Here is a 21,084-nt window from a genome sequence, read left to right on the forward strand (position 1 = left end):
GATAACTCTCGGATTACTTTAGATGGTGCCGTCGAGAACATAGCGCTGTTCAGACGCTTTGTAATGAATATGCTCAAGCAATGTGATTGTGGTGCGCCAAGCCAAAAAGTGAAGTTGAAAAAAGCGGTATGGAACGATGATTATCGGGCTAGAGTCTTCTTTGGGTTATAAATCCATCAAAGTATGCTCCCGCCCTGATAACAAAGGAGCTTTCACTTTAGATATGTGATATGAGTATTGTGAAGTTATATTGTTGTTAAACTCCTTATGAATAAACTCATTATTTATAGTTGATGCCTGTTTAGGAATGCAAAAATATATGTTGCATTCCATTAGGTCATTTTTATTCAGTCTAATTATTAGGTCTAATTTCTTACCTTCAAACTCTAATCTTAATTTCATTTTTATTGTTAATGCAATGCTAATTATGTTATGCTTGTTTACATATTTCAAATCAGATTAAATGTCTTAATTGGTTCAAATTTTGACATATTACTAAAGTGGCAAAAATCTAGCTTTTTGTGGGTTAATTCACCGAAATGTGCCAGTAGTTCTACTTCGATTTCTTGAAAGACTTTGTACAGTTGTGCTTTTTCATCTTCATTAAGTTCGACAATTTCATACCCAAGAGAGATATGGTAAAAATAGCTGTCGAAATCACTCATACGAATCCCTGTTATGTTCGATAATTCACTTCGACAATTTTTGATCGTCTTTTCAGAATATTCGTCGGTCACATTTAAACGCAGCGCAATACCACCTGCTACATAGTGATACATTCTGTCAAACTTAAGAGTGAATGCATCAAATTGACTTATATTTTCTAATTGTTTTAAAAATAATTTCGTTGTTTCATCAAGATTTGCATCCAAGCCTAACTTGTTTGTCCATTTATCCTGTTCACGTACTTGTTCACATACACCTTCAAAGACTGTCATATGCATACTTTCACGAGGAAGGAAAGAAAACTTATATGAGAAAGGTAATGCTTTTATTTTGTTTTGGGCCCACATAGTTAACTCCAAATGTTTAGAGTTATCTTCTAAGTGGCAGATAAAGGTATTTCCAGGAAAACCGCGAAAACTACCATCCTCATTAAATTTCATACCTACGTTTTTTGTAAATTTCATATATATACCAAATATAGAACACTGCTCTATCGAGCTTGCAAAGAGATGAAACCTCAGTATTAAGGATGAGTACTGAGGCTTAGGGTAATTAATTACTCATGAGTACGTTGCGCGTGAATTCTTTTTTAGCTTCTGCTTGATAGTCAGAGTAAAATGGTTGTGTTGAATACTTGCGCATATCTTGTGGAATAAGGGCATTATCAGCATTTGCTTCGGGGTGCTGAGGCGCTGTACCGAATTCTTTGTTTAGCATTGACTGTGTTTTTGCAGATGTTAACCAATCAATGAAAACAAAAGCCGCCGCTTTGCGTTTGGAGTTTGCAACAACACCAGCTAGGTTTGCACCACCTGACATACCAAACTTAGGAATGTAGAATTTAATATCTTTAGATAATGCACCTTTAACTTGAAGCCCTGCTAAATGATCTTCCCATGCTGGAGCAATAAGTATTTCTCCATCATTTATACGAGTTAAGCTGTCAGCGTTAGATGCTGTAATTAGAATTTGGTCTTTATAACTCTTAAACCAGTCCCAACTCTTTGACCAAGATTTAATGACTTCATTGTTTACCTTCTCTGATTCTGGACGGCCATTTTCGTTTACAATGACAGCTTCGATGAATCGAGCACCAGCACCGCCACCATTTGGATCGTTTACACCAAATTGCATTGGGTTGGTTTCAATATAATTCTCTAACTCTGCGAAAGTTTGAGGTAGTTCAGCAAACTTGATGCGATTTGAGTCATACGCAAGGCCCGTTTGGTTACCCCAGAACGTCACACCATATCCATGTGTATTTATACCTTCACTTTCAGATTTTAGAGATGAAATATCACGTAGTGTGTTTAAGGGCAACAAAAGTTGTTTGTAGTTGAACATATTGTAGCTAACTGCCCCTAGCGCAATGACATCCATGGAACCTTTATCGCGGCTCCCTTCTGCTCGAAGTTTGTTGATGTTACCGTCATAGGTACCCTCAGGAATTTTAACTTTAATTCCTGTTTCTTGTTCAAATGATTGAACAAATTTACGCCATGCAGGTTGGAGGTACCAAACAGAGAAAGTAACTTCTCCTTCCTGTTTTGCTTGTTGTTTAATTTCAGACCATGACATTTTTTCAATATCATATGCCATCGATGAGCTTGCTACGCCCACCAACATCAAAGCGAGAATCGACTTTTTCATCTTATATATCCTTTATGCTTTTCCGGTTGATTGTGAAAGGTAGTTGCCTTTTAGTAGTTTTTCGATCAATAACATAAGTAGGACATTCGGCACGACTAGAATTAGAGATACGACTGCCGCATCAGGTCGAATGAACGAATAACCCAAGAATGAATAGAGGATCGTAGGTACAGTAATAAAATCTGGAGCGCCCAGTACGAATGCCATGTTGAACTCCTCAATACTGATCACTAAACAGAAGATGGTTGAAGCAAGAATGCTTGGTTTTAGCATTGGCAAGAAAGCATGTTTGAATACTCCCCATTTACCAGCCCCCATATCTGCACAAGCATCGATCAGATCTTGTGGAATTGCTTTAAACCCAGCTGACATAATTCGAATTGCATATGGTAGTGCTAAAATGGTATGTGCCAGTACAATGTTTAGATAAGGGCTTGTCATACCAAGCTTGAGTAGCATTGAGCTAAAAAACACGGCTAAAATCATTGAAGGCATAACCATTGGCAGTAGTGAAACCATTTCGCAAATTTTCTTGCCTCTAAATTCAAATCGACCAAATGCGTAACCGGTTGGTAGCGCTAATAAAATAGTCAATACCGATACGGCAGGAGCAAGCGTATAGCTGTTTTTCATAGCTTGTGGTAATGAAGTCGTTTCCCACACTTCTATCCATCGCCCAAATGATAGTACTTGAGGAAACATATCTGGATAACTCCATGGATGGTTTGGGTCCACCAATGACCAGATAATTGTCATTGAGAATGGCACACCTAACCAGAAGATATTCACCACCACAAAAAAGGCGATAGAAAGAATCACGACCAGTTTGGTATTAGACATGTTTCTAAAATAGGACATCAATTTTCCCTTATTTTATGATTGGTTTACGGTTAGCAATCAGTGGCTTAGTCATCCAAGTTAAAATAACGGCTGATAGACCTGCAATAAGCATGATTACCATTGCAACCACCGCTGAGTTTTCCCACTCATAGTATTGTGTGGCTGTAATATTCATTAGCATAGAAAGTGAGTAGGCACTTCTTGAACCCGCTACAGAAGCAAATGAGAAGTCACCTAGTGCACCGATAAAAATAAGAATCGAAGAGGCTTGGAGCGCTGGTATAGTCAGCGGGAAGATAACTTGTTTAAATCGCGCAAATTTTGTCGCGCCTAAATCCAATGCGGCATCAAGCAGATCTGTACGAATGCTGTTGATTGAGCCAGAGATAAGGATTAGAGCAAATGGTAAGTTCTTCCATATTTGTAGAATCACAATGCTCCAACCAAAGTCGTCATTGGCTAAGCGCATCGGCTTGTCGATGATACCTAAGCCTATCAAACCTTCGTTTAAAATCCCGTGATAGGCGATAACGTTCATTAACAAAAACGCGGCCACCAAACCCGGGACAAACATTGGCGCACGCAGAGTACCGATGATTGCCATTTTCCCCGGCATCTCCTTTTGTAGCCAAAGGGCGATTGGGTAAGCTAAGGTTACGGCGCCCAAAGTACCGAGAATAGAAGTTCTGAGTGAATAAGAAACAGAGCGCCACAAAATAGGGTCACTAAGCATAGTCTGCCAATACTCTGTTGTGAAAGCCGTGTCTGTACCCAGCATAGAATACATACCAAAACTTTGAGCAATAACAACGTAAAGAGCGCTTCCAATTAAAAGTGCGATAGTTCCGACGCCGGGCAATATCAAAAAATACGGTTTTAGTTTCATAGTTACACCTTTTCTAGAAAGCGAATACAGTGACTAGGAACAAAAATGTATAGAACAGTATTAAGCTCAATAGTTTGACGACCATCTAATAGCAGGCGCACTTTCTGATCGCGATTTGGTCCTACCCAACCGAATACATCCACCTTTTCTCCCTGAAATGCGACCGAATCAACCACAAGCTCAAAGCTATTTGGTGTTCCTTTTTCACACACTTGCGCGTCTTCAGGACGCCAAGAGATATAGATATTGTCTGACTCAGGATTTTCATCTGACTGCACATCAAGATCACCTAAGTTACAAGAAATGTTATAGGCAGAGTTACCGTTAGGGGATACAAACGCTTTATGAATATTTGCTGCACCAATAAAGTCGGCAACAAAACGGTTTTTAGGTCTAAAATAGATATCTTCAGGTGTTCCAATTTGTTCAATCTTGCCACTGTTAAGCACAACTATTCGATCACTTAATGCTAATGCTTCCGCTTGATCGTGGGTTACGTAAATAGACGTCAATTGGTATTTTCGTTGTAGTTCTTTGATTTCGAATCTCACACCTTCACGCATTTTTGCATCAAGGTTTGAAAGTGGTTCATCAAACAAAATAATATCAGGACGTGTGATCATGGCACGAGCTAATGCGACACGCTGTTGCTGACCACCAGACAATTCATTCGGTAGTTTATCTTTGTGTTCAATTAAACCAACTTGCTGAAGGATCTGCTCGAGACGTTCTTCTTGTTCATGCATAGGTACTTTTTGCTGTACTAAGCCGAAACAAATGTTATGAGAAACGCTTAGATGTGGAAATAATGCATAAGACTGGAAACACATCGCTGTTTCACGTTTTTCTGGTGGCACTTTAGTTACGTCTTGATCATTAATAATGATTTGACCGGACGTAGGTTCAATGAAACCTCCAATCATTTTAAGTAGTGTCGTTTTACCACACCCACTAGGGCCTAGCAGAGTTACAAATTCACCTTTTCTAACACTAAAATTAACATTATTAGAGGCAAAGAAATCTTCATATTTCTTTGTAATTGATACCAATTTTAGAATATTGCTTTTAATCTTGCTCATAAAGTTTAAGTTGCCATGTCTAAAGGATGTATATACCATATACATGAGAAATGATAAATTCAATACAGTTATATCAATAATCTACCACGCATCACGTTGCCATGTAATAGTCTGGTTTATAAGAAATAAAATATATGTCGAACAAAGAATGTGATCATAATCAATTTTCAATATCATAAAATTAGACATAGACTTTTATCTGTCTACTATCGGTAATTGATATTAACCTTTGTGATGAAGATAAACATGTTTAATTTTTAAACAGTGCAACGATCGGGATTTTGTTAAACTTATATCGTGGGGATGTTATAAATTGCCTCGAAACCACTAAGGCTGATATGTTTGTTCCACAATTAATGGAGCAACAACAATCGAATTTGATGTAGCAATGACAATTGACAAAGAGTTTGTTACTGACGACCGAGCGCCAGATGGTTTAGGTTATGTTGAATGAATGACTTTTGACGCTTTAAATCAATACGATTATGACTCTTGGTTTGAGACTGCTATCGTGAGTGAAAACATACCGTTATTGAAAGGTGTATTAGATTAGGCTGTTGATAATCACGTTGGAGGTGTACTAAAAGTGAAGCAGAGAAATATAACATGAGATATTTGTTTATGAGCTTAAACTGGTTCGTGGTAACCCTGTGTATAGATGTATTATCATTACTTGCTTTATCTCACACCAAAGTAAACCGTGTTATAGAGTTTGTTCCTTCATTAAGAAATCAAATTGCCACGGTAGCGCTGTATCTACAGCAAGTTGACGTGGTTTCTGCTCAAGTGCAAATAGTGTTTGTGTAGTGGACCTTAGCCAATATAAAACTACGTTCATTTCATATATGGGTTGGAATGAGTGTGCGTATTTTTTCTGAATAAAGAATATGATACAACATATTGGTATTATAGATATTATGGTTATTATATGCATCGTGAAATCATTACCTTGGATGAAAGATGGACTCACTGATATGATCAGTGATGATGATAATCCAATACTAAAAAAGACTGGCTGAAAAGGCTGGAATCGAATATTAAAGAAGAATTATATGATACCCCCAGCATTACCTATACAGGTTGATTTTACACCTGGACAAAAAAAGATCATTAATACTATACGTAAGTATGATTCGATTCCTCGTAGCCGTTTAACAGAGTTAACAGGGCTAAAGAGTGGTTCGGTGACTAGTATTACGAAAGAGTTACTATCAATGAACTTCATTAAAGAGGGAGACAAAGTAAAAGTTGCTCGTGGCCAACCTGTGAAACCACTAACTTTAAATGAATATGCTGCATTCAGTATGGGAGTATCGTTTCATGTGAACACCATAAATGTAGGCATTACCGATTTCGTTGGGAAAATGATTGATTTTTTCCAACTAAACTACAATGAAAAAAGTGCTGTTAATGATGTTTTATCTGAAATAAAGCATGTAATTGATGAGTTAATTTCTAAAAATAAGCTATCTAAAGCTCGAATGTTAGGGATGGGCGTCTCAATTCCCGGACCAGTTAGGCAAGATGGAAAAGTTGCCACCGTTAAAGAACTAGCTCAATGGAGAGATATTTCGATTGCAGATACATTCAGTCAGTATTTTAACTTACCAGTTTGGGTAGAAAATGACTGTAACGCCGCGGCGGTGGGAGAGTACTCATCTGGTAAGTGGAAGAATATTAACAACTTAATTATGATTGAAATCGATCATGGTATCGGCGGTGGCATCATAATTAATGGACAAATATTTTCTGGCAGTAATAGTCAGTCAGGTGAGATCGGTATTTATTTAAGTGAAATGCATGGAAGTAATAAGGTGACTTTACGTCAATTAGTTCAACAACTTAATGATAATGGGCTACCAATAACTCACACTTCAGAAATACCCGATATTGCGCATCCTCTTGTTGATGCATGGTTGAACAAAGCAGCCGACCAGTTAAGACCGGTTATACTGCTGACCAGAGCTTGGTTTGATCCTGACTGTATTATTCTTGGTGGTGCAGCCCCTGAGTTTTTATCTAATGCACTAATTGAGAGAATCGGATTAAACAATAGATGGAAAAACTTAGATTTTAATGACGATTGCACCCAATTCTTCCTTGCTCCCACTCGTGTGGGCAAGCATCTCAACACTTATGGTGCTTGTATGCTTCCGGTTTTTAAAACGCTAGAACTGTGATATGTTAATTTGCACTTAAATCTGATCCACTATTTGCATTAAAAAGTGATCCACCTAAGTAAGTTTATTTTAGACTACATTTTTAATGTTAATTTCTACTTGGTTTTCTCCTTCGATTTCTTTTTTGATTCCTTAAATCGATAGCTGTCGTTACCCGTTTCAATGATGTGACAGTGGTGGGTCAGTCGATCCAGTAATGCAGTTGTCATCTTTGCATCCCCAAATACTTTCGACCATTCCGTGAAGTTGAGATTGGTGGTAATGACGATACTGGTGCGCTCGTAGAGTTTACTGAGTAAATGGAACAGCAATGTTCCCCCCGCTTGGCTAAAAGGGACATACCCTAGTTCATCCAGTATGACTAAGTCGCAGCTCACTAATCGATTAGCAAGGCGACCCACATGACCTGCTTGTTTCTCCTGTTCAAGCGCATTGACGATTTCTATGGTTGATAGGAACCTAACCCGCATTTGGTGATGCTGTATGGCTTGTACGCCTAACGCCGTCGCTAAGTGAGTTTTCCCTGTGCCTGGCCCACCAACGAGTACGATATTTTGACTGTCTTTGATAAACTCACAGCGATGCAGACCTCGTATCAGATACTCATCGACCGCACTCTCACTAAAGTCAAAACCGTATAAATCGCGGTAAACAGGGAACTTTGCAGCCTTCATTTGATAAGCGATGCTGCGCACTTCACGATCTGCAACTTCTGCTTTTAGCAAGGTTTCAAGGATGGGTTGAGCCTGTTGGTAAGCTGGAGCATTTTGAGAGGCAAGCTCAATGATACTGCTAACCATTCCGTGAAGTTTGAGTGTCTTTAATGTACTTAATAACGCTTCATTGTGCATGACGTTTACCTCTTAATTCATCATATCGCGACGCATCACTGGTTGGTTCGGTAACCAGCCTTAACCCTTGAGAGACGGTTACTGGTGCGACTGGTGAAGGATTGAGTAAGCGGCTTAAACAGTTTATGACGTGTTGCTTTGATGGTGTCCCTGCTTGAAGTGCCATGTCGATGGCTTGCTCTACGAGCTTTTTGTCGTGGTGAAGAACTAGTGACAAGACTTCGACCATTTCCTTATCACCACCTTCACGTTGCAATAATATGGACTGCAAGTGTTTAAAGCCCTCAGGAAGTAAGTGAAACGGCGCCCCATTACGTATAGAGCCAGGCTTACGCTGAGCAACCAACAGGTAATGTCGCCAGTTATAAACAATATGTGGAGGTTCATGCCTTGGATTAAATACTCTTTGGTGCTCAGCGATTGGTAGGCCTTCTGCCACCAAGACGATGTTATCTGGATAGGCATGCAGGCTGACTCGTCGGTTTGCGTAACTTGCAGGCACTGAGTATTTATTTCTGTCGAAGTTCACCAAACAGGTAGAAGAGACTCGTTTACTTTGCTCGATAAAACCATCAAACGGTGCGGTGACTTTCATTAAGTAAGAGCGCTCACTTAACCACATTTGCTCTATGCTCATATCACGATATTGAGGGTGTTTTCGCGATTGCCAGTCCAGCAAGCACTGAGCTTCAAGCCACTCATTAAGCTCTTCTAACGTTTTCACCCGAGGAGCACGTTGCCAGATAATGGAACGTACATCGCGCACGTTCTTCTCGATTTGCCCTTTTTCCCAACCTGCGGCTGGGTTACAGAAGTCGGCTTCAAACAAGTAGTGACTGACCATTGTTAAAAAACGACGATTCACCACTCGTTCTTTGCCTTTTTTCACTGCATCAACCGCGGTTTTCATGTTGTCGTAGATACCCCGCTCAGGAACGCCTTGGAACACGCGGAAGGCGTGGTTATGAGCATCAAACAACATTTCGTGACTCTGAGAATAATAGGCGCGAAGCAGGAAGGCACGGCTATGACTGAGTTTAAAGTGAGCAACTTGTAGCTTTGTTTTGTGACCATTGATATAGGCCCAATTTTCTCCCCAATCAAACTGAAAGGCTTCACCAGGGGCAAACTCTAGCGGCATATATGTGCGCTTTGTGGCGTCGAGTTTTTGTTCTTCCCGCCATTTGCGTGCGAATGAAGCGACTCTGTCATACGAGCCGCTATAGCCTAGAGGAATGAGGTCTTGAAAAAGGTTTTTGACCGTTTTTCTCTGCTTTCTCGGTTGCTTCATTTCTCGTTTGAGCCAAGAAGTCAGTAGTTCTTCAAACTCATCGAGTTTTTTCAATGAATGTCGCTTTGGATAAACAGCTACAATGGTTTGATCTTTTAAATAACGTTTAACGGTATTTCTGGACAATCCAGTGCGTCTGGCTATTTCCCTTTGCGACATTCCTTCGCGGAAATGCCAGCGACGAATAACACTTAATAAGGACACGTCAATCACTCCACATTCTCCTGCGCAGACTTAGCAGGAATTAGGTTAGATTATGTGGATCAGTTTTCGGTGCAAATCAGGGGGTGAAGTGGATCAGTTTTGGATGCAATCTAACACTTCTTGTACTGTTGATTTAGGATAGATAGAAGTTAAAGAAGCTAGCCTGGTTTTGACACAAAATTGGGAACCTATAAGCTATACGTAATGTCGCTAAATAAAACTGAAATCTGTAACTGAATCCCACAAAGCATGGTCACCAGATGGTCACAATTGTGACCATCTGTGCCTAATTAGGTATAGTTCAGTGAATATTTGACGCATAAATATGCAAAATTGAAATAGGGAGACTTGGTGGAAGCTAGGTAAACCCTAGAAACAACAAAGCCCGCTAAAAAGCGGGCTCTGAATAAAACTTGGTGGGTCTAGGCGAACTCGAATCGCCGACCCCTACCATGTCAAGGTAGTACTCTAACCAACTGAGCTATAGACCCAAATTTTTGTTCTCATGCATCGATGATGCATCAAAATGGTGCGTCCGAGTGGACTCGAACCACCGACCCCCGCCATGTCAAGGCGATACTCTAACCAGCTGAGCTACGGACGCATATCTTGTGAACGAGGTGGATATTAACGGCTGTTTTTCTATGGTGCAAGTCTATTTTCTTTATTTTTGAGCCAGTTGGCGTATCTATCGCCAGCTTGGTTGTTTTTCGTTCTTTCTGGCGATTTTTTAATAAAACATCTAATCAAGTAAAAGCGTGGCACAGTTTACGATACCTGATTTATAAGTTATGTGAAACCAACTATTGATTCGATTTAATTATCTCGTACTATGGCTATCACTATTATAACTATGCAATATGGTGAAACGCGCATGGATGCAAGGCTTTTCAATCAGACTCATCACTTACGAGCTTCCGTTCTCTGTGCTTTAAGTTTACTGCTCACTACTGTCGCACTGTTCTTCACTATTTTTAATATTTTTTATACTCATAGTTATGAGTTAGCTGCATTGGAGTTCATATTCATGTGCTACTCCACCTATGTCTATATGAAGGCAAAACAAAGTTCTCACTCGCTTATCCATATCTACTTATATGTTTACTTTCTTATTCTCATTATAGGTGTCGGTACTTTCATACAACCGCTTGCCAATGGTCTATTTTTTTGGACAAGCTTCTTCCCTATTCTGCTTTATCTATTAATGGGGGTTAAGCATGGAAGAATTGCGGCAGGTGTTACTCTAACTATACAGTTGATCAACGTTTATTATCGATCGTCATCAAACGATGTGTACAACACTATACCGATGATGGTTAATCTGACTTTTTGCTACTGTGTGATATGGACTGTCGCGCACATTTTGGAATCCAACAGAAAAGACACCGAAAACTCATTAAGGTACTTGGCATCAAGAGACACATTAACGGGTGCTCATAATCGATTAGCGCTTATTCATACTTATGCTCACTTTGAACAATATAAAAGTGACACATCACTATGTCTGTTAGTGATAGATCTTGATTACTTCAAACAAGTGAATGATACCTATGGTCATGATGCCGGTGATAAAGTGCTTATCGAGTCTGTGCATTTAATGTCCAACGTTGTTGGAGATGACAACCTCTATCGTATTGGAGGCGAAGAGTTTTGTGTAACCTTGTTTGACCACGATATCGAGCAAGCTGAGCACATTGGAGAAAAGCTTCGTCAATGTATCAACCAACACCTCTATTCATATGGTGATAAACGTATCGGACTTACTTTAAGTGTCGGTATTTGTAAATATAGAGATGGTGATAAGCTGGAGGCTTTGCTGAAATTAGCAGACGTTGAGCTTTATCGAGCAAAGAAAAATGGCCGAAATCAGGTTAGAATATGTCAGACGGATGAACATCTCCAAGAATCCTCAGAGCTTGCCCGTCAAAACTCTTGATTGTCATCATCAAATTCATACACCACATTATAATTTTCGGTATAAGTACAATGAGGTTGTCGGCTACAAGTAAAGAAGCGACGGCCTTTAAAGTCACCCTGACTGGCAATTTTAATGATCATTGGGCTACCACACTTCTTACAAAATCGCACTTCTTTGTCGGTTTCGATCAAATCGATATGGGCGGCTAATAACCTTCGTAGCTTACTGACTTGGTAGCTATATTTAATATTGGCGCCAATTAAAGGAATGCTCGCTGACTTGCACACATGTATAAGCAACTTTTCTCTTTCAACTTTGCCTTTATATAGCTCTTTGCCATTATCAAGTTCAATGATCACTCTAGGTTCAAATGTTCTCGGGTCACAGACAACGAAATCGAAGTAGCTTTTGGCAATACGGCCATTGGCAATGAACCACTGTTTTTTATTAAGTTTTGTACTAGGTGAGACCACATTCGACATACAGACTTTGGCCAATACAACAGCATGATCACCTACGGCTGATTTTAACGCGTTGTAAAACGTGCTTTCAGAAGCATTCAATAACACGCTTTTTCTCTTGTAGCTGTAGTCTTTTGTATCATCATGTTTAATTACATATTTTTGAATGAATATGAAAAAAATGACGAGCAGTGCCACAATGATAAAAATATTGGTCATACGATAAAAGCTATCCTGATGTGATTTTACATACCCTTCATACTTGAAGCTGTAGCGGTGTTGGCTACATTCGCTCACCCAAATCACATAGTTTATCTATGCTCATGGGGATGAACTCACTTGCCACCTACCTGCAACTTCAAGTTGTTTGGGTATAACTCATTAATTAATAAACGAAGTTCTACCAATTGGCTAGTTTATTGCTATAGATTTGTCGAAGAGGGTGACGTAATCCACAGGGTAAGCTTCGTCAAGGCGAGAGTAGACGCAACTGATGTCATATTCAAATAGAAAAAGCTCGCCGAAGCGAGCTTTTAATTATACATGTTCTACTTGAAGCCGCAGCGATGTTGGTTACGTTCTTTCACCCCAATCACATAGCATGTCTATGCTCATGGTGATTCACTCACTTACCGCCTACCTGCAACTCCAAGTAGTTTGGCTATAGCATGAAGATCAATCGATCAATAACAGACGCCCAGTTAATGCAGGAACGCTTATTGTCGTTGTGCCAAATTGCGTACCAATTACTTCTTCACTCATTAAATCAATCAATTGAGTTGTCGATTTGATCAACCCCATATCAAGGTTCAAGGTTCGCTCTTCCGTACTGGTATTGAGTACATTAAGGATCTGCTCATCTCCATGCACTTTAAGATCAGCATACAGAGTGTCATCAATCCACACATTGCGTCGTTCACCTTTGGCTAAAGAAGGATACTGACTGCGTAATAACATCAATTTACTGACACTGCTCTTCAGTGCTTGTTGCTGTGGTGAAAATAAAACCGCATCAACTTTACCGCTAGAGCGAGCAACGTGGTCATCACACAAACCTAAAACTGCACAATCTTGAGTTACTTTTGCCGCGAATTTTTCTATTTCATCACCTATTTCTTCTCCATAATAAAGCGTGATAGGGCCAGAATAAGCAGCAAGGAAACTGAACGCGGCTTGGTGACGAGCGTAATAGTCTCCCAGATTACCTCGTTGAATAAGGTCACCAAAGCGCACCAAGTCATGGTTACCCAGCATTAAATTTGGCATCGCATGGTAAGGGGATTTCGCTCGGCTATTCCAGCTTGCCTCTAGGCTTCTAGCGCTACCGCTTGATCCAGATTCTTCCACTGCTAATGCTTGCACTAAACCATAGCGTAATGGGAAGTTAAATGCAGAAGAGAGCGCTGGATTAGCATCACTACCATAAACCGTTTGGGTAATATCATTCGCACCTTGCCACACTTCACCAACCATATAGCCGAGAGTGCCCCATGATTTACCTGCATTGAAGTTATCTCTCGAGGCTTGTTCAACTGCCGCACGCAGGGTTCGCCACGTATCAAGCGGAACTTGATAAGCTTGATCTAAACGCCAACCATCAACACCAAATTCACGAATCCAATAGGTGGCAACTTCACTAAAGAAAGCTTCACTCGCTTGGTTTGGATAAGTCACTAACAGCCCCGGATAACCGCTTTCGCCGCTGTGAAGTTGCGGTAATTTCCCGCTTGGTGACGCTTTAACACCGACAGCGCTAGTGTGACCAAATACACCATCTAATAATACGTACAACCCTTTTTGATGCGCTTTGTCGATGAGTTCTTTGAGTTTGGCATTGCTGCCAAAATTTGGATCGACATTAAAGTAGTCACAAGCAAAATAACCAGTTGCATCAAGCTTATCATCCCCATTTTGGCCTGCACAGGAGTCAAAGACTGGGGTTAACCATAATGCATTGACATTGAGGCTCGCAATGTAATCCAAACTATTAATGATGCCTTGTAAATCTCCACGGTGGTGGGAATTTCCATAACCCACGCCATAATCAGCGTTTGAGTCTCCATCAACAAACGATTCCACCATCACTTGATAAATGCGTAAATCACACGCAGGGTTAGTATCTTGATAACAGGCATAATCAATACCGGTATCTGACACCTCAACCACCAATTGTGACGCATTTGATGCATCCAGCGTAAATTTCCAAACGCCTTGCTCAGTCACAGTCAACTTGATATTGCCGTTGCCCGCATCTTCCAGCATTGCCGAACCATTTGCGCTGCTAAATCCACCAAAACCGAGATTTAAAGTGCTCCAATCTTCAGAGGCAATTTTAAATTCGTATACGCCAGGCGTTAAATAGCCTTCAAATGCGTAGAGACCATTTTGCTGATAAGTTAATGGATTAGTGAGCCCCCAACCATTCATCGAACCGCGAACATACACTGATGTTGTGCCGTAAGGTGCAACGTCAACGGGTGGAGTTTCGACGCTCAGCCCGGCTCCTTGTTCGCCTTGTTGTGGCATAACAAAAACGGCCGCGGTTAAAGCTGGAACAGTAAAACGACCATTATCAAAGCGACTCTCTTTGACTCGTGCATCCTGCGAAGTTATAAAGCTCGGGTGAAGTTCAAAGCGCTGCGCATTCGGGATCACAACACTTTGCTCTGCGGTATTCGCGTTGATCGCAACCACTATCGCCTCTACGTTTGGATCCAGATCCACACCAGCTGAAATACCATCATTAACCGACATCACTATCATGCCAGGCTGAGCATTTGGCCCCGTATTATGGAAGCGCACGCGGTTCAATACCTCTTGCTCTGAAATCAGTTTAAGCAGCGGTGTTTGCGCACGAATCGAGAGTAATGCTTTGAACGCGTTATCTGTCCACGCAATATCTTGTGGTGATGCCACCGTGTTAGGGTTGGCAATCACACTTTGAATTGCGCTCCAGTTGGCTTGATCTTTATCAGCCCTAGGCAATCCCACATTCCAGTTATTGCTCTGCTTGCTAAAATCAACGCGATTGTACCAATCACCACTATCGTAGCTATCACGCGCCATCGATTTTGAACGAAGTAACTCAGAGCCCATGTGGAAGAAAGGTACGCCTTGCCCTAGCATCACCGGAGCAAGACCGATGATTTGCATTCGCGCTCTGTCAGCCGAACTAGTTTCCGGTTTCGCTTTATACTGGTTAAAATCCCACAATGTTTGATTATCGTGCTTGGAGACATAGTTGATCGACTCTTGCGGGTCGAGCGTATAGGCTGCGCCTTGGCCACCGTATTGGAAATCTCGGCCAAGTACCGTCATGCCACTCGCTGTTTGCAAAGGATAGGTTTGTAAGTTTCCTGCCATACCATAACGAATTAAATCCATTTTAGATTTCAATTCATCATTAAAGCGATCGCCAGCGTTAGCAAAACCCGGGGTAGTTAATAGTGCATCTCCGCTGTCAAAAGGACCACCACCACGTACACCATCGCGCAATCGATCGTTATAAGTACCAATACCCGTTCCAGCCATTGGCCACTGCGTCGCATTTTCGCCTCTTGCGCCATTAGCAACTTCACCAAAGTTCCAACCCTCACCATAGAACCAAGTGTCAGGATCAACCGACTTCGCCGCGTCATAGATGGCCAGCATACTGGACTTCATCAAGTGGCCCATCAGATCAAAGCGGAAACCGTCAATTTTGTAGTCTTGCGCCCACATCATTACGCTATCGGCAACTAACTTCTCAAACATACGGTTTTCTGAAGCAGTATTATCACAGCAACTTGAGTTTTCAACCGCACCAGTAATTGGATTCAAACGGTGGTAATAACCGGGAACCGCTTTATCCAACACGGATTTATCATACAAGCCTGACGAATAGGTATGGTTGTAGACCACATCTTGCACCACTCTAAATCCAAGTTGATGCAGTTTTTGCACCATTTGGCGGTACTCTTTCACCCGTGACACACCATCACTTTGCACTGCATAACTTCCTTCAGGTGCACTGTAATGGAAGGGATCATAGCCCCAGTTGAAGCTATCTAAAGGCCGTACATCCGCCAGTAAAGCTTGCGCTTGTGGCGTATTCGGATCGGTATTTTCCAACAGCGAAAGAATGGTCGCGTTCATTGACGTGCCATCAGAACACAATGAGGCTTGCGGATTAATGCCACACAATTTTGCTACCGTGTCATTAAGATCAACCCGTTTTTCCACCTCTTCTGGAATAGAGGCTAAATCGTAACTCGGCAACAGGTGAATAGTGGTTAAACCGGCTTGTTTTAAACTTTTTAGTTGTGCAACGCTGTCTCGCTCCTCTTCCAAAAAGGCGAGGTATTTGCCATTGTATGCCGCTGTTCCTTGATTATCACTGTTACTAAAATCGCGAATGTGCAATTCATAAAGAATGTTATCTTCAGGATGGCTCAGTTTAGGGATGGCTTGGTTATCCCAACCATCCGGTTTTGATTCAGCCGCAGTTAAGTCAACTAATTGCGAATAGAGACTAGATGTGCTGAGTGATTGCGAATACGGGTCGGTAATAGTCATCCATTCAAGTTGCGCCGTTTTCGGATGATAAGCTTGTACGCGATAGCGATAAAAACTGTTTTTAAGTGCGCTATCACCTTGGTAGTGCCAAATACCCGTGGTCGGATCTTCGACCATCGGCTGCGGAGAGCGACTACGAAGAGTTTTATCTTGCTCATAAAGATAAAGCTCTACCTGCTGTGCGGTTGGAGCCCACAATGCAAAGTGCGCACTATTACCATCTATCCAAGCACCAAGTTTCGCTTCATCCGCATCATGACTACCCGCCGTATAAAGATTATCAACGACACCGGGGATCTGCACTTTTGTTGCAACAAGCACTTTACCTTCAGTATCTCGAGCGACTGCAATCATTTGTGTTTTCAACAATGCTTTAGCTTGTTCGTCGTTCACATCCAGCGTAAATGCTGTTCGACCAGTTAAGTGTGGGAAGTGAGCATTGTTTGTCACCCCTGACAGCGCTAATGGATAATGGGTAAATTGCTCAGGATGAGCAATATCGCCATTGCCTTGTGCACGGCTCCAGAGCTCATAACTGGCCGCTTTGCTGTGATCAAACCACGCTAGTTGATTCACAGACAGCCAATGTGCTGCAGCGCCTTCGATGCTGACATTAACTTGCTCATTCGGAGAATAGTTCAGCGCCGTACTACCATGACGTGTATAAAGCGTATTACCCTTTACAAAATCAAGGATAAGATCATCGCTGCCTAGCGCTTTATCGTTACCACTGTGAACAATAAAATTCATGCAGTTGCCGTGTTCTGCTTTTAGTGGAATACGATACATCGCACCGTAAGTTGGATCAATTTCAGAGGCTAGATAAGGGTTACCCCAATCTACGCCATTGAGGGAAGACTCAGAGACTGAGTCACAACTACCGTTATTCCACAGATGTAGCCCCCAACCGTCATAATTATTGTCATCACGGAGGTAATAAATAATCGCTTCTTGATAACGTGGCGTTGGCTCAGTTGTCGAGTTATCTGCCTGTTTCGGCTGTGGGTCAATACTATCGGGGATACCATCACCATCGTCATCGCTAGAAGCAAAATCCCCTAACCCATCATTATTAGTATCAAGGCTTTCTAGGCGATCTCGCGGGAACACATCGTGTTGGTTGTTGACGCCATCGCCATCAATATCGTCATCTTCACTATCAGTAATGCCATCATTATCAAGGTCTGCCGGTTGATCGTTTTCATCATCAGCACTTGTGCCTAAAAGCTCTTCATCGGCGTTACTCCAACCATCACCGTCACGGTCATCATCTTCGACATCTGCTATACCATCACCATCGCTATCAACAGGGTGGCTAGAAGCGTTATAAGGGTCGGAACCTAATCGCCATTCGGTTTCATCTGACCAACCATCATTGTCATCATCCCTATCGGCGTGATCACCAATACCATCATGATCGGAATCAATACTCTCTTGAATATCATGGGGAAATAAATCGACTAAATCTGCGACGCCATCTCTATCATTGTCGAAACCAATGACTGGCTCACCATTTTCAAGCATCAACGTTTTATCACGAATATCCGTTTTATCTCGTTTGGCCTTTTTGATCTCATTACCAAATAACTGACTGGCTTTCTTTAACGTACTAGAAAGTTCAGGCAGTGTGGATTGCTCGATAGTAGAAGGTAATAATTGAGCCAGCGCTTTCGCCAACTGAGCAACAACAATGTTGTTATCGACGTAATCTGCTTTTATATCCAGTGTCGGGATGCGCAACGCTTTTTTCAGTTCTGCGAGTGCTTTTTTCTCTTTCTTGCCACGCTGCATCTGCACGCTAAGGTAGGTCGTAAAAGGGTTAATAACGGGGTAATTGGCAGGAGCCGTCATGACATAACTACGCGCCGTTTTCACCGCTGGTATGTCCTGATCAACGCTTTCCCCTTTAGTGACCGATACCATCAGGTAATGATTTTTTATATCACCGTGCAGACCTTTGACATTAATTTTCGCGATACCATTGTCGTCGGTATAAGCCTGCGGTTCGCCTTGATCAAATTGGTGATTGCTATTTACATCTAGCCAAACATGAGCATTAGTTAAATACCCATCCATGACTTGAACTTCAAGCGAGTCATTACAACCCGCTAGCATACCAATTGAAGCAAACGCTAAAGTCATTCTTGTTAGGTTTGTTTTCATTGTTGAAATCCGTGTTTTAACGTTATTGCTAGTCCTGCTCTCACTACTGGCAGAAAACCATTGAGTCAGTAGATGTATGACTACACTTACCTAAGTTAACGTTATAATTACGACACCACTCATTACCTCACCCTTGCTTCGCTATGTTTAGGGCGTAGAGCTAAAGGATGAGAGTCAAAACACAGAGTTCAATCACAATCAGGACAAATGAGATGAAAGGTAAACATCGGAATTTTGGGAAAAACGTGATCTGAAATACAAACCGTAGAATGAGGATCAAGTGAAGATGAAAGATTATTACATTTCAACCAATGTAATAGAGTTTGATCTTAGTCCCATCAACCACTTAGCCTGTTTAGTTAAGAAAGGGGTAAATTTATTCAGGCAATCGCAAGGGAATAATCGTCCTATTTTCAGGATGAAGAGCATCTAGGCTATGACGCCAATGTTTATCAATTAGCTTATTCATTAACCCGCTGCTTCTTGCCTTAATCAAAGCGCGCTCTATGATCGGTTTGTAGGGTTTCGTATCTTGACTAAGGTAAAAAATAAAGTCTCTTTGATATTGCAATATCAAACGTTGCTCGATAGCAAGGTAAGGGTAAGATTCCGCCTCATAGGAGATCTCATTCATTCCTCTCGGAAAATAATGGATAGGACCTTCTACCGATAATTTCCGGTATAGCCCCCGCCACTCTCCGTCTTGTTCATAAACGTGAAGGTTATTTGCTCGCCATACGTCGACATCGTACCAACTAATACCGAGCCCTGCCGTTAAACCTGAACGCTGTAAATCATTCAAAGTGTGGATCTGTTCAAAGGTGCTTTGTAGCTGTGGCGGAATTAACAATATTCTTTGCCCAATAAGCCCATTGGTCAGAGGTACGTTGACTGATGGATACTGCGCGTCGCGATCTTTGGTTTGAAGTAACCACATTACGGACAACTGATTATTTTCAACCATTTTAGTAATACGCTTTTGCGGAATACTCTTCTCCGTTGCCACAACATTGGCATTAATACCATCCGCTTTAAGTGCTTCAATAAGCAATTCGTGATAATAAGCGTGACCATTATCTTGCAGCGTAGGTAGACGTAAGGTTAGGACACGCTCATGTGCAAACACTTGAGTACTAAAACAAACCAATAAAAGAGAAACCCATTTCATAATGCCATCCAAAGCCGTTAACTATTTCAACTATAGCTCGCTTATGGGGAAATATGGTTTGTTTAGCGAGGGATAAAATACTTTTTCAAGCACTTAATAGATTTGAGCACAATTTTGCAATAAAAGTGGAGCATTGCAGCAATAGGCCTCAAACAGAGGCCCATAAAAGCTGAGATAACGAGCAATTACTCGAAGATATATTTATCCATCATCGTCACCATTTTACCAATTTCTGGTTTGGTAATGGTGTCATTCGCGCCTAAAGTCAGTGCCTTAGCTCGGTTATCCTCACTCATCAATGATGAGAACATGACAATTGGGGTATCACGATACGCATCATTCTCACGTAGACGTTTAAGTAAATGCATACCGTCCATGCGTGGCATCTCTACATCAGTAACGATCGCGTCAATCAATTCTGAAACCGCCATGTTTTCGGCTTTAGCAACACGTTCAATGTCCATTAATTTTTCGTAAGCTTCACCACCATCTTTACAGGCGATAATGTTATAACCCGCTGAACTCAACGTATCTTGGATTAAACTACGAATAAACGCTGAATCATCAACAACCATAACGGTTTTAGCATTACGTTTATTGACCATTTTTTGATTCAAATCAACAGAACGATCCACCTTGACGTCGTATTTTTCCATACTCAATTCAGGGTTGATATCGGCAATAATTTTCTCAAAATCCAAGATCATGATCAGGTTACCGTCTTTACGTACCACGGCCACTACACAGTCTTGTTCACCAGCTTCAAGAAATTGGCTCGGTGATTCAACATCATTCCAAGAAATACGATGAATACGGCTAATACTGTCAATTAAAAAGCCATTAGTCATACGGTTAAAATCCGTCACGATAACAAATTTTCGTTCTAATGTTTGACTCGTCGGTACACCCAACCACCCCGCAAGATCTACCAACGGTGTGAGAACATCACGTGAAGAAAATACACCTATCATGTGGGGTTGTGCATTTGGGTAATCTGTTGTGTCAGGAACTTGTATCACTTCCCTTACTTTCGCAACGTTAATACCGTAATAACAGGTTTTCGTGCGTCCATCTGGCAGTACCTTTTCTAAATGAAACTCAATGATTTCAAGTTCGTTGGTACCACTTTCAGTTAAAATTGTACTACTTGGGTTACTCATACTGGTCACTAAT

Annotated in this window: 14 protein-coding genes, 2 tRNA genes and 1 pseudogene; 4 read left to right on the forward strand and 13 right to left on the reverse strand. The window is 41.3% G+C overall.

Annotation, left to right across the window (positions count from 1 at the left end):
* A pseudogene (locus AACW06_RS12430) lies at window positions 1–171 on the forward strand (ISAs1 family transposase); the annotation flags it as partial.
* Between the two features lie 278 nt (window positions 172–449).
* On the opposite strand, the gene AACW06_RS12435 reads toward AACW06_RS12430, so the two are convergent.
* The 5 genes from AACW06_RS12435 to AACW06_RS12455 all read right to left on the reverse strand — a co-directional run bounded on the left by AACW06_RS12435 (window position 450) and on the right by AACW06_RS12455 (window position 5,121).
* Entirely contained in the window at window positions 450–1,130 is a 681-nt protein-coding gene (locus tag AACW06_RS12435; RefSeq protein WP_192075290.1) for a DUF1868 domain-containing protein, read from the reverse strand.
* Between the two features lie 88 nt (window positions 1,131–1,218).
* Entirely contained in the window at window positions 1,219–2,316 is a 1,098-nt protein-coding gene (locus tag AACW06_RS12440; protein ID WP_192075291.1) for an ABC transporter substrate-binding protein, read from the reverse strand.
* Between the two features lie 12 nt (window positions 2,317–2,328).
* The gene (locus AACW06_RS12445; protein WP_192075292.1) at window positions 2,329–3,174 is read right to left on the reverse strand and encodes an ABC transporter permease; all 846 of its coding nucleotides are present in this window, start codon (window positions 3,172–3,174) and stop codon (window positions 2,329–2,331) included.
* A gap of 10 nt (window positions 3,175–3,184) precedes the next feature.
* A complete protein-coding gene (locus tag AACW06_RS12450; RefSeq protein WP_192075293.1) occupies window positions 3,185–4,042 on the reverse strand; it encodes an ABC transporter permease in 858 nt (285 codons plus the stop codon).
* Between the two features lie 2 nt (window positions 4,043–4,044).
* On the reverse strand, window positions 4,045–5,121 hold the full coding sequence (locus AACW06_RS12455) for an ABC transporter ATP-binding protein (protein ID WP_192075294.1): 1,077 nt from the start codon (window positions 5,119–5,121) through the stop codon (window positions 4,045–4,047).
* A 606-nt stretch (window positions 5,122–5,727) separates the two neighbouring features.
* Between AACW06_RS12455 and AACW06_RS12460 the strand changes: the two genes are divergently transcribed.
* Together AACW06_RS12460 and AACW06_RS12465 are read left to right on the forward strand one after the other, a co-directional pair.
* Window positions 5,728–5,928, forward strand: coding sequence for a hypothetical protein (locus AACW06_RS12460; RefSeq protein WP_192075295.1), 201 nt, complete (start codon window positions 5,728–5,730; stop codon window positions 5,926–5,928).
* A gap of 245 nt (window positions 5,929–6,173) precedes the next feature.
* On the forward strand, window positions 6,174–7,301 hold the full coding sequence (locus AACW06_RS12465; RefSeq protein WP_192075296.1) for an ROK family protein: 1,128 nt from the start codon (window positions 6,174–6,176) through the stop codon (window positions 7,299–7,301).
* Between the two features lie 95 nt (window positions 7,302–7,396).
* Here the strand turns inward: AACW06_RS12465 and istB are convergent, their stop codons facing one another.
* From istB to AACW06_RS12485, 4 genes are all read right to left on the reverse strand, one after another.
* Window positions 7,397–8,152 (reverse strand): IS21-like element helper ATPase IstB, encoded by a 756-nt coding sequence (istB, locus tag AACW06_RS12470; RefSeq protein WP_020433937.1) that lies wholly within the window; start codon window positions 8,150–8,152, stop codon window positions 7,397–7,399.
* Window positions 8,142–9,656 (reverse strand): IS21 family transposase, encoded by a 1,515-nt coding sequence (istA, locus tag AACW06_RS12475; protein WP_192075297.1) that lies wholly within the window; start codon window positions 9,654–9,656, stop codon window positions 8,142–8,144. Before istA ends, istB begins: the two co-directional genes overlap by 11 nt.
* Before the next feature lie 405 nt (window positions 9,657–10,061).
* Window positions 10,062–10,138, reverse strand: a tRNA-Val gene (locus AACW06_RS12480).
* 36 nt (window positions 10,139–10,174) lie between these two features.
* A tRNA-Val gene (locus tag AACW06_RS12485) sits at window positions 10,175–10,251 on the reverse strand.
* A 270-nt stretch (window positions 10,252–10,521) separates the two neighbouring features.
* On the opposite strand from AACW06_RS12485, the gene AACW06_RS12490 reads away from it, so the two are divergent.
* A complete protein-coding gene (locus AACW06_RS12490; protein ID WP_192075298.1) occupies window positions 10,522–11,583 on the forward strand; it encodes a GGDEF domain-containing protein in 1,062 nt (353 codons plus the stop codon).
* Here the strand turns inward: AACW06_RS12490 and AACW06_RS12495 are convergent.
* The 4 genes from AACW06_RS12495 to AACW06_RS12510 form a co-directional block, all read right to left on the reverse strand.
* On the reverse strand, window positions 11,571–12,245 hold the full coding sequence (locus tag AACW06_RS12495) for a DUF2726 domain-containing protein (RefSeq protein WP_192075299.1): 675 nt from the start codon (window positions 12,243–12,245) through the stop codon (window positions 11,571–11,573). The two genes, AACW06_RS12490 and AACW06_RS12495, sit on opposite strands and share 13 nt — an antisense overlap.
* A 456-nt stretch (window positions 12,246–12,701) precedes the next feature.
* A complete protein-coding gene (gene pulA / locus AACW06_RS12500; protein ID WP_192075300.1) occupies window positions 12,702–18,743 on the reverse strand; it encodes a pullulanase-type alpha-1,6-glucosidase in 6,042 nt (2,013 codons plus the stop codon).
* Window positions 18,744–19,119: 376 nt separating this feature from the next.
* Window positions 19,120–19,911 carry a hypothetical protein gene (locus AACW06_RS12505; protein WP_192075301.1) on the reverse strand — a complete coding sequence of 264 codons (792 nt, stop codon included), beginning with the start codon at window positions 19,909–19,911 and terminating at the stop codon, window positions 19,120–19,122.
* A 185-nt stretch (window positions 19,912–20,096) separates the two neighbouring features.
* Window positions 20,097–21,071, reverse strand: a complete 975-nt coding sequence (locus AACW06_RS12510) for a chemotaxis protein (protein ID WP_192075302.1) — start codon at window positions 21,069–21,071, stop codon at window positions 20,097–20,099.
* Window positions 21,072–21,084 lie beyond the last annotated feature (13 nt).

Origin of the sequence: Vibrio sp. S12_S33 (assembly GCF_963889785.1) — a bacterium.
Taxonomy (GTDB): domain Bacteria; phylum Pseudomonadota; class Gammaproteobacteria; order Enterobacterales; family Vibrionaceae; genus Vibrio; species Vibrio aestuarianus.

Bases quoted from the DNA above. Each gene is read 5' to 3' on its own strand.
- AACW06_RS12495 (WP_192075299.1), bottom strand. From the start codon at position 12,245: ATGACCAATATTTTTATCATTGTGGCACTGCTCGTCATTTTTTTCATA.
- AACW06_RS12465 (WP_192075296.1), top strand. From the start codon at position 6,174: ATGATACCCCCAGCATTACCTATACAGGTTGATTTTACACCTGGACAA.
- AACW06_RS12440 (WP_192075291.1), bottom strand. From the start codon at position 2,316: ATGAAAAAGTCGATTCTCGCTTTGATGTTGGTGGGCGTAGCAAGCTCA.
- AACW06_RS12510 (WP_192075302.1), bottom strand. From the start codon at position 21,071: ATGAGTAACCCAAGTAGTACAATTTTAACTGAAAGTGGTACCAACGAA.
- AACW06_RS12490 (WP_192075298.1), top strand. From the start codon at position 10,522: ATGGATGCAAGGCTTTTCAATCAGACTCATCACTTACGAGCTTCCGTT.
- AACW06_RS12435 (WP_192075290.1), bottom strand. From the start codon at position 1,130: ATGAAATTTACAAAAAACGTAGGTATGAAATTTAATGAGGATGGTAGT.
- pulA (WP_192075300.1), bottom strand. From the start codon at position 18,743: ATGAAAACAAACCTAACAAGAATGACTTTAGCGTTTGCTTCAATTGGT.
- AACW06_RS12460 (WP_192075295.1), top strand. From the start codon at position 5,728: ATGAGATATTTGTTTATGAGCTTAAACTGGTTCGTGGTAACCCTGTGT.
- istB (WP_020433937.1), bottom strand. From the start codon at position 8,152: ATGCACAATGAAGCGTTATTAAGTACATTAAAGACACTCAAACTTCAC.
- AACW06_RS12505 (WP_192075301.1), bottom strand. From the start codon at position 19,911: ATGAAATGGGTTTCTCTTTTATTGGTTTGTTTTAGTACTCAAGTGTTT.
- AACW06_RS12445 (WP_192075292.1), bottom strand. From the start codon at position 3,174: ATGTCCTATTTTAGAAACATGTCTAATACCAAACTGGTCGTGATTCTT.
- AACW06_RS12455 (WP_192075294.1), bottom strand. From the start codon at position 5,121: ATGAGCAAGATTAAAAGCAATATTCTAAAATTGGTATCAATTACAAAG.
- AACW06_RS12450 (WP_192075293.1), bottom strand. From the start codon at position 4,042: ATGAAACTAAAACCGTATTTTTTGATATTGCCCGGCGTCGGAACTATC.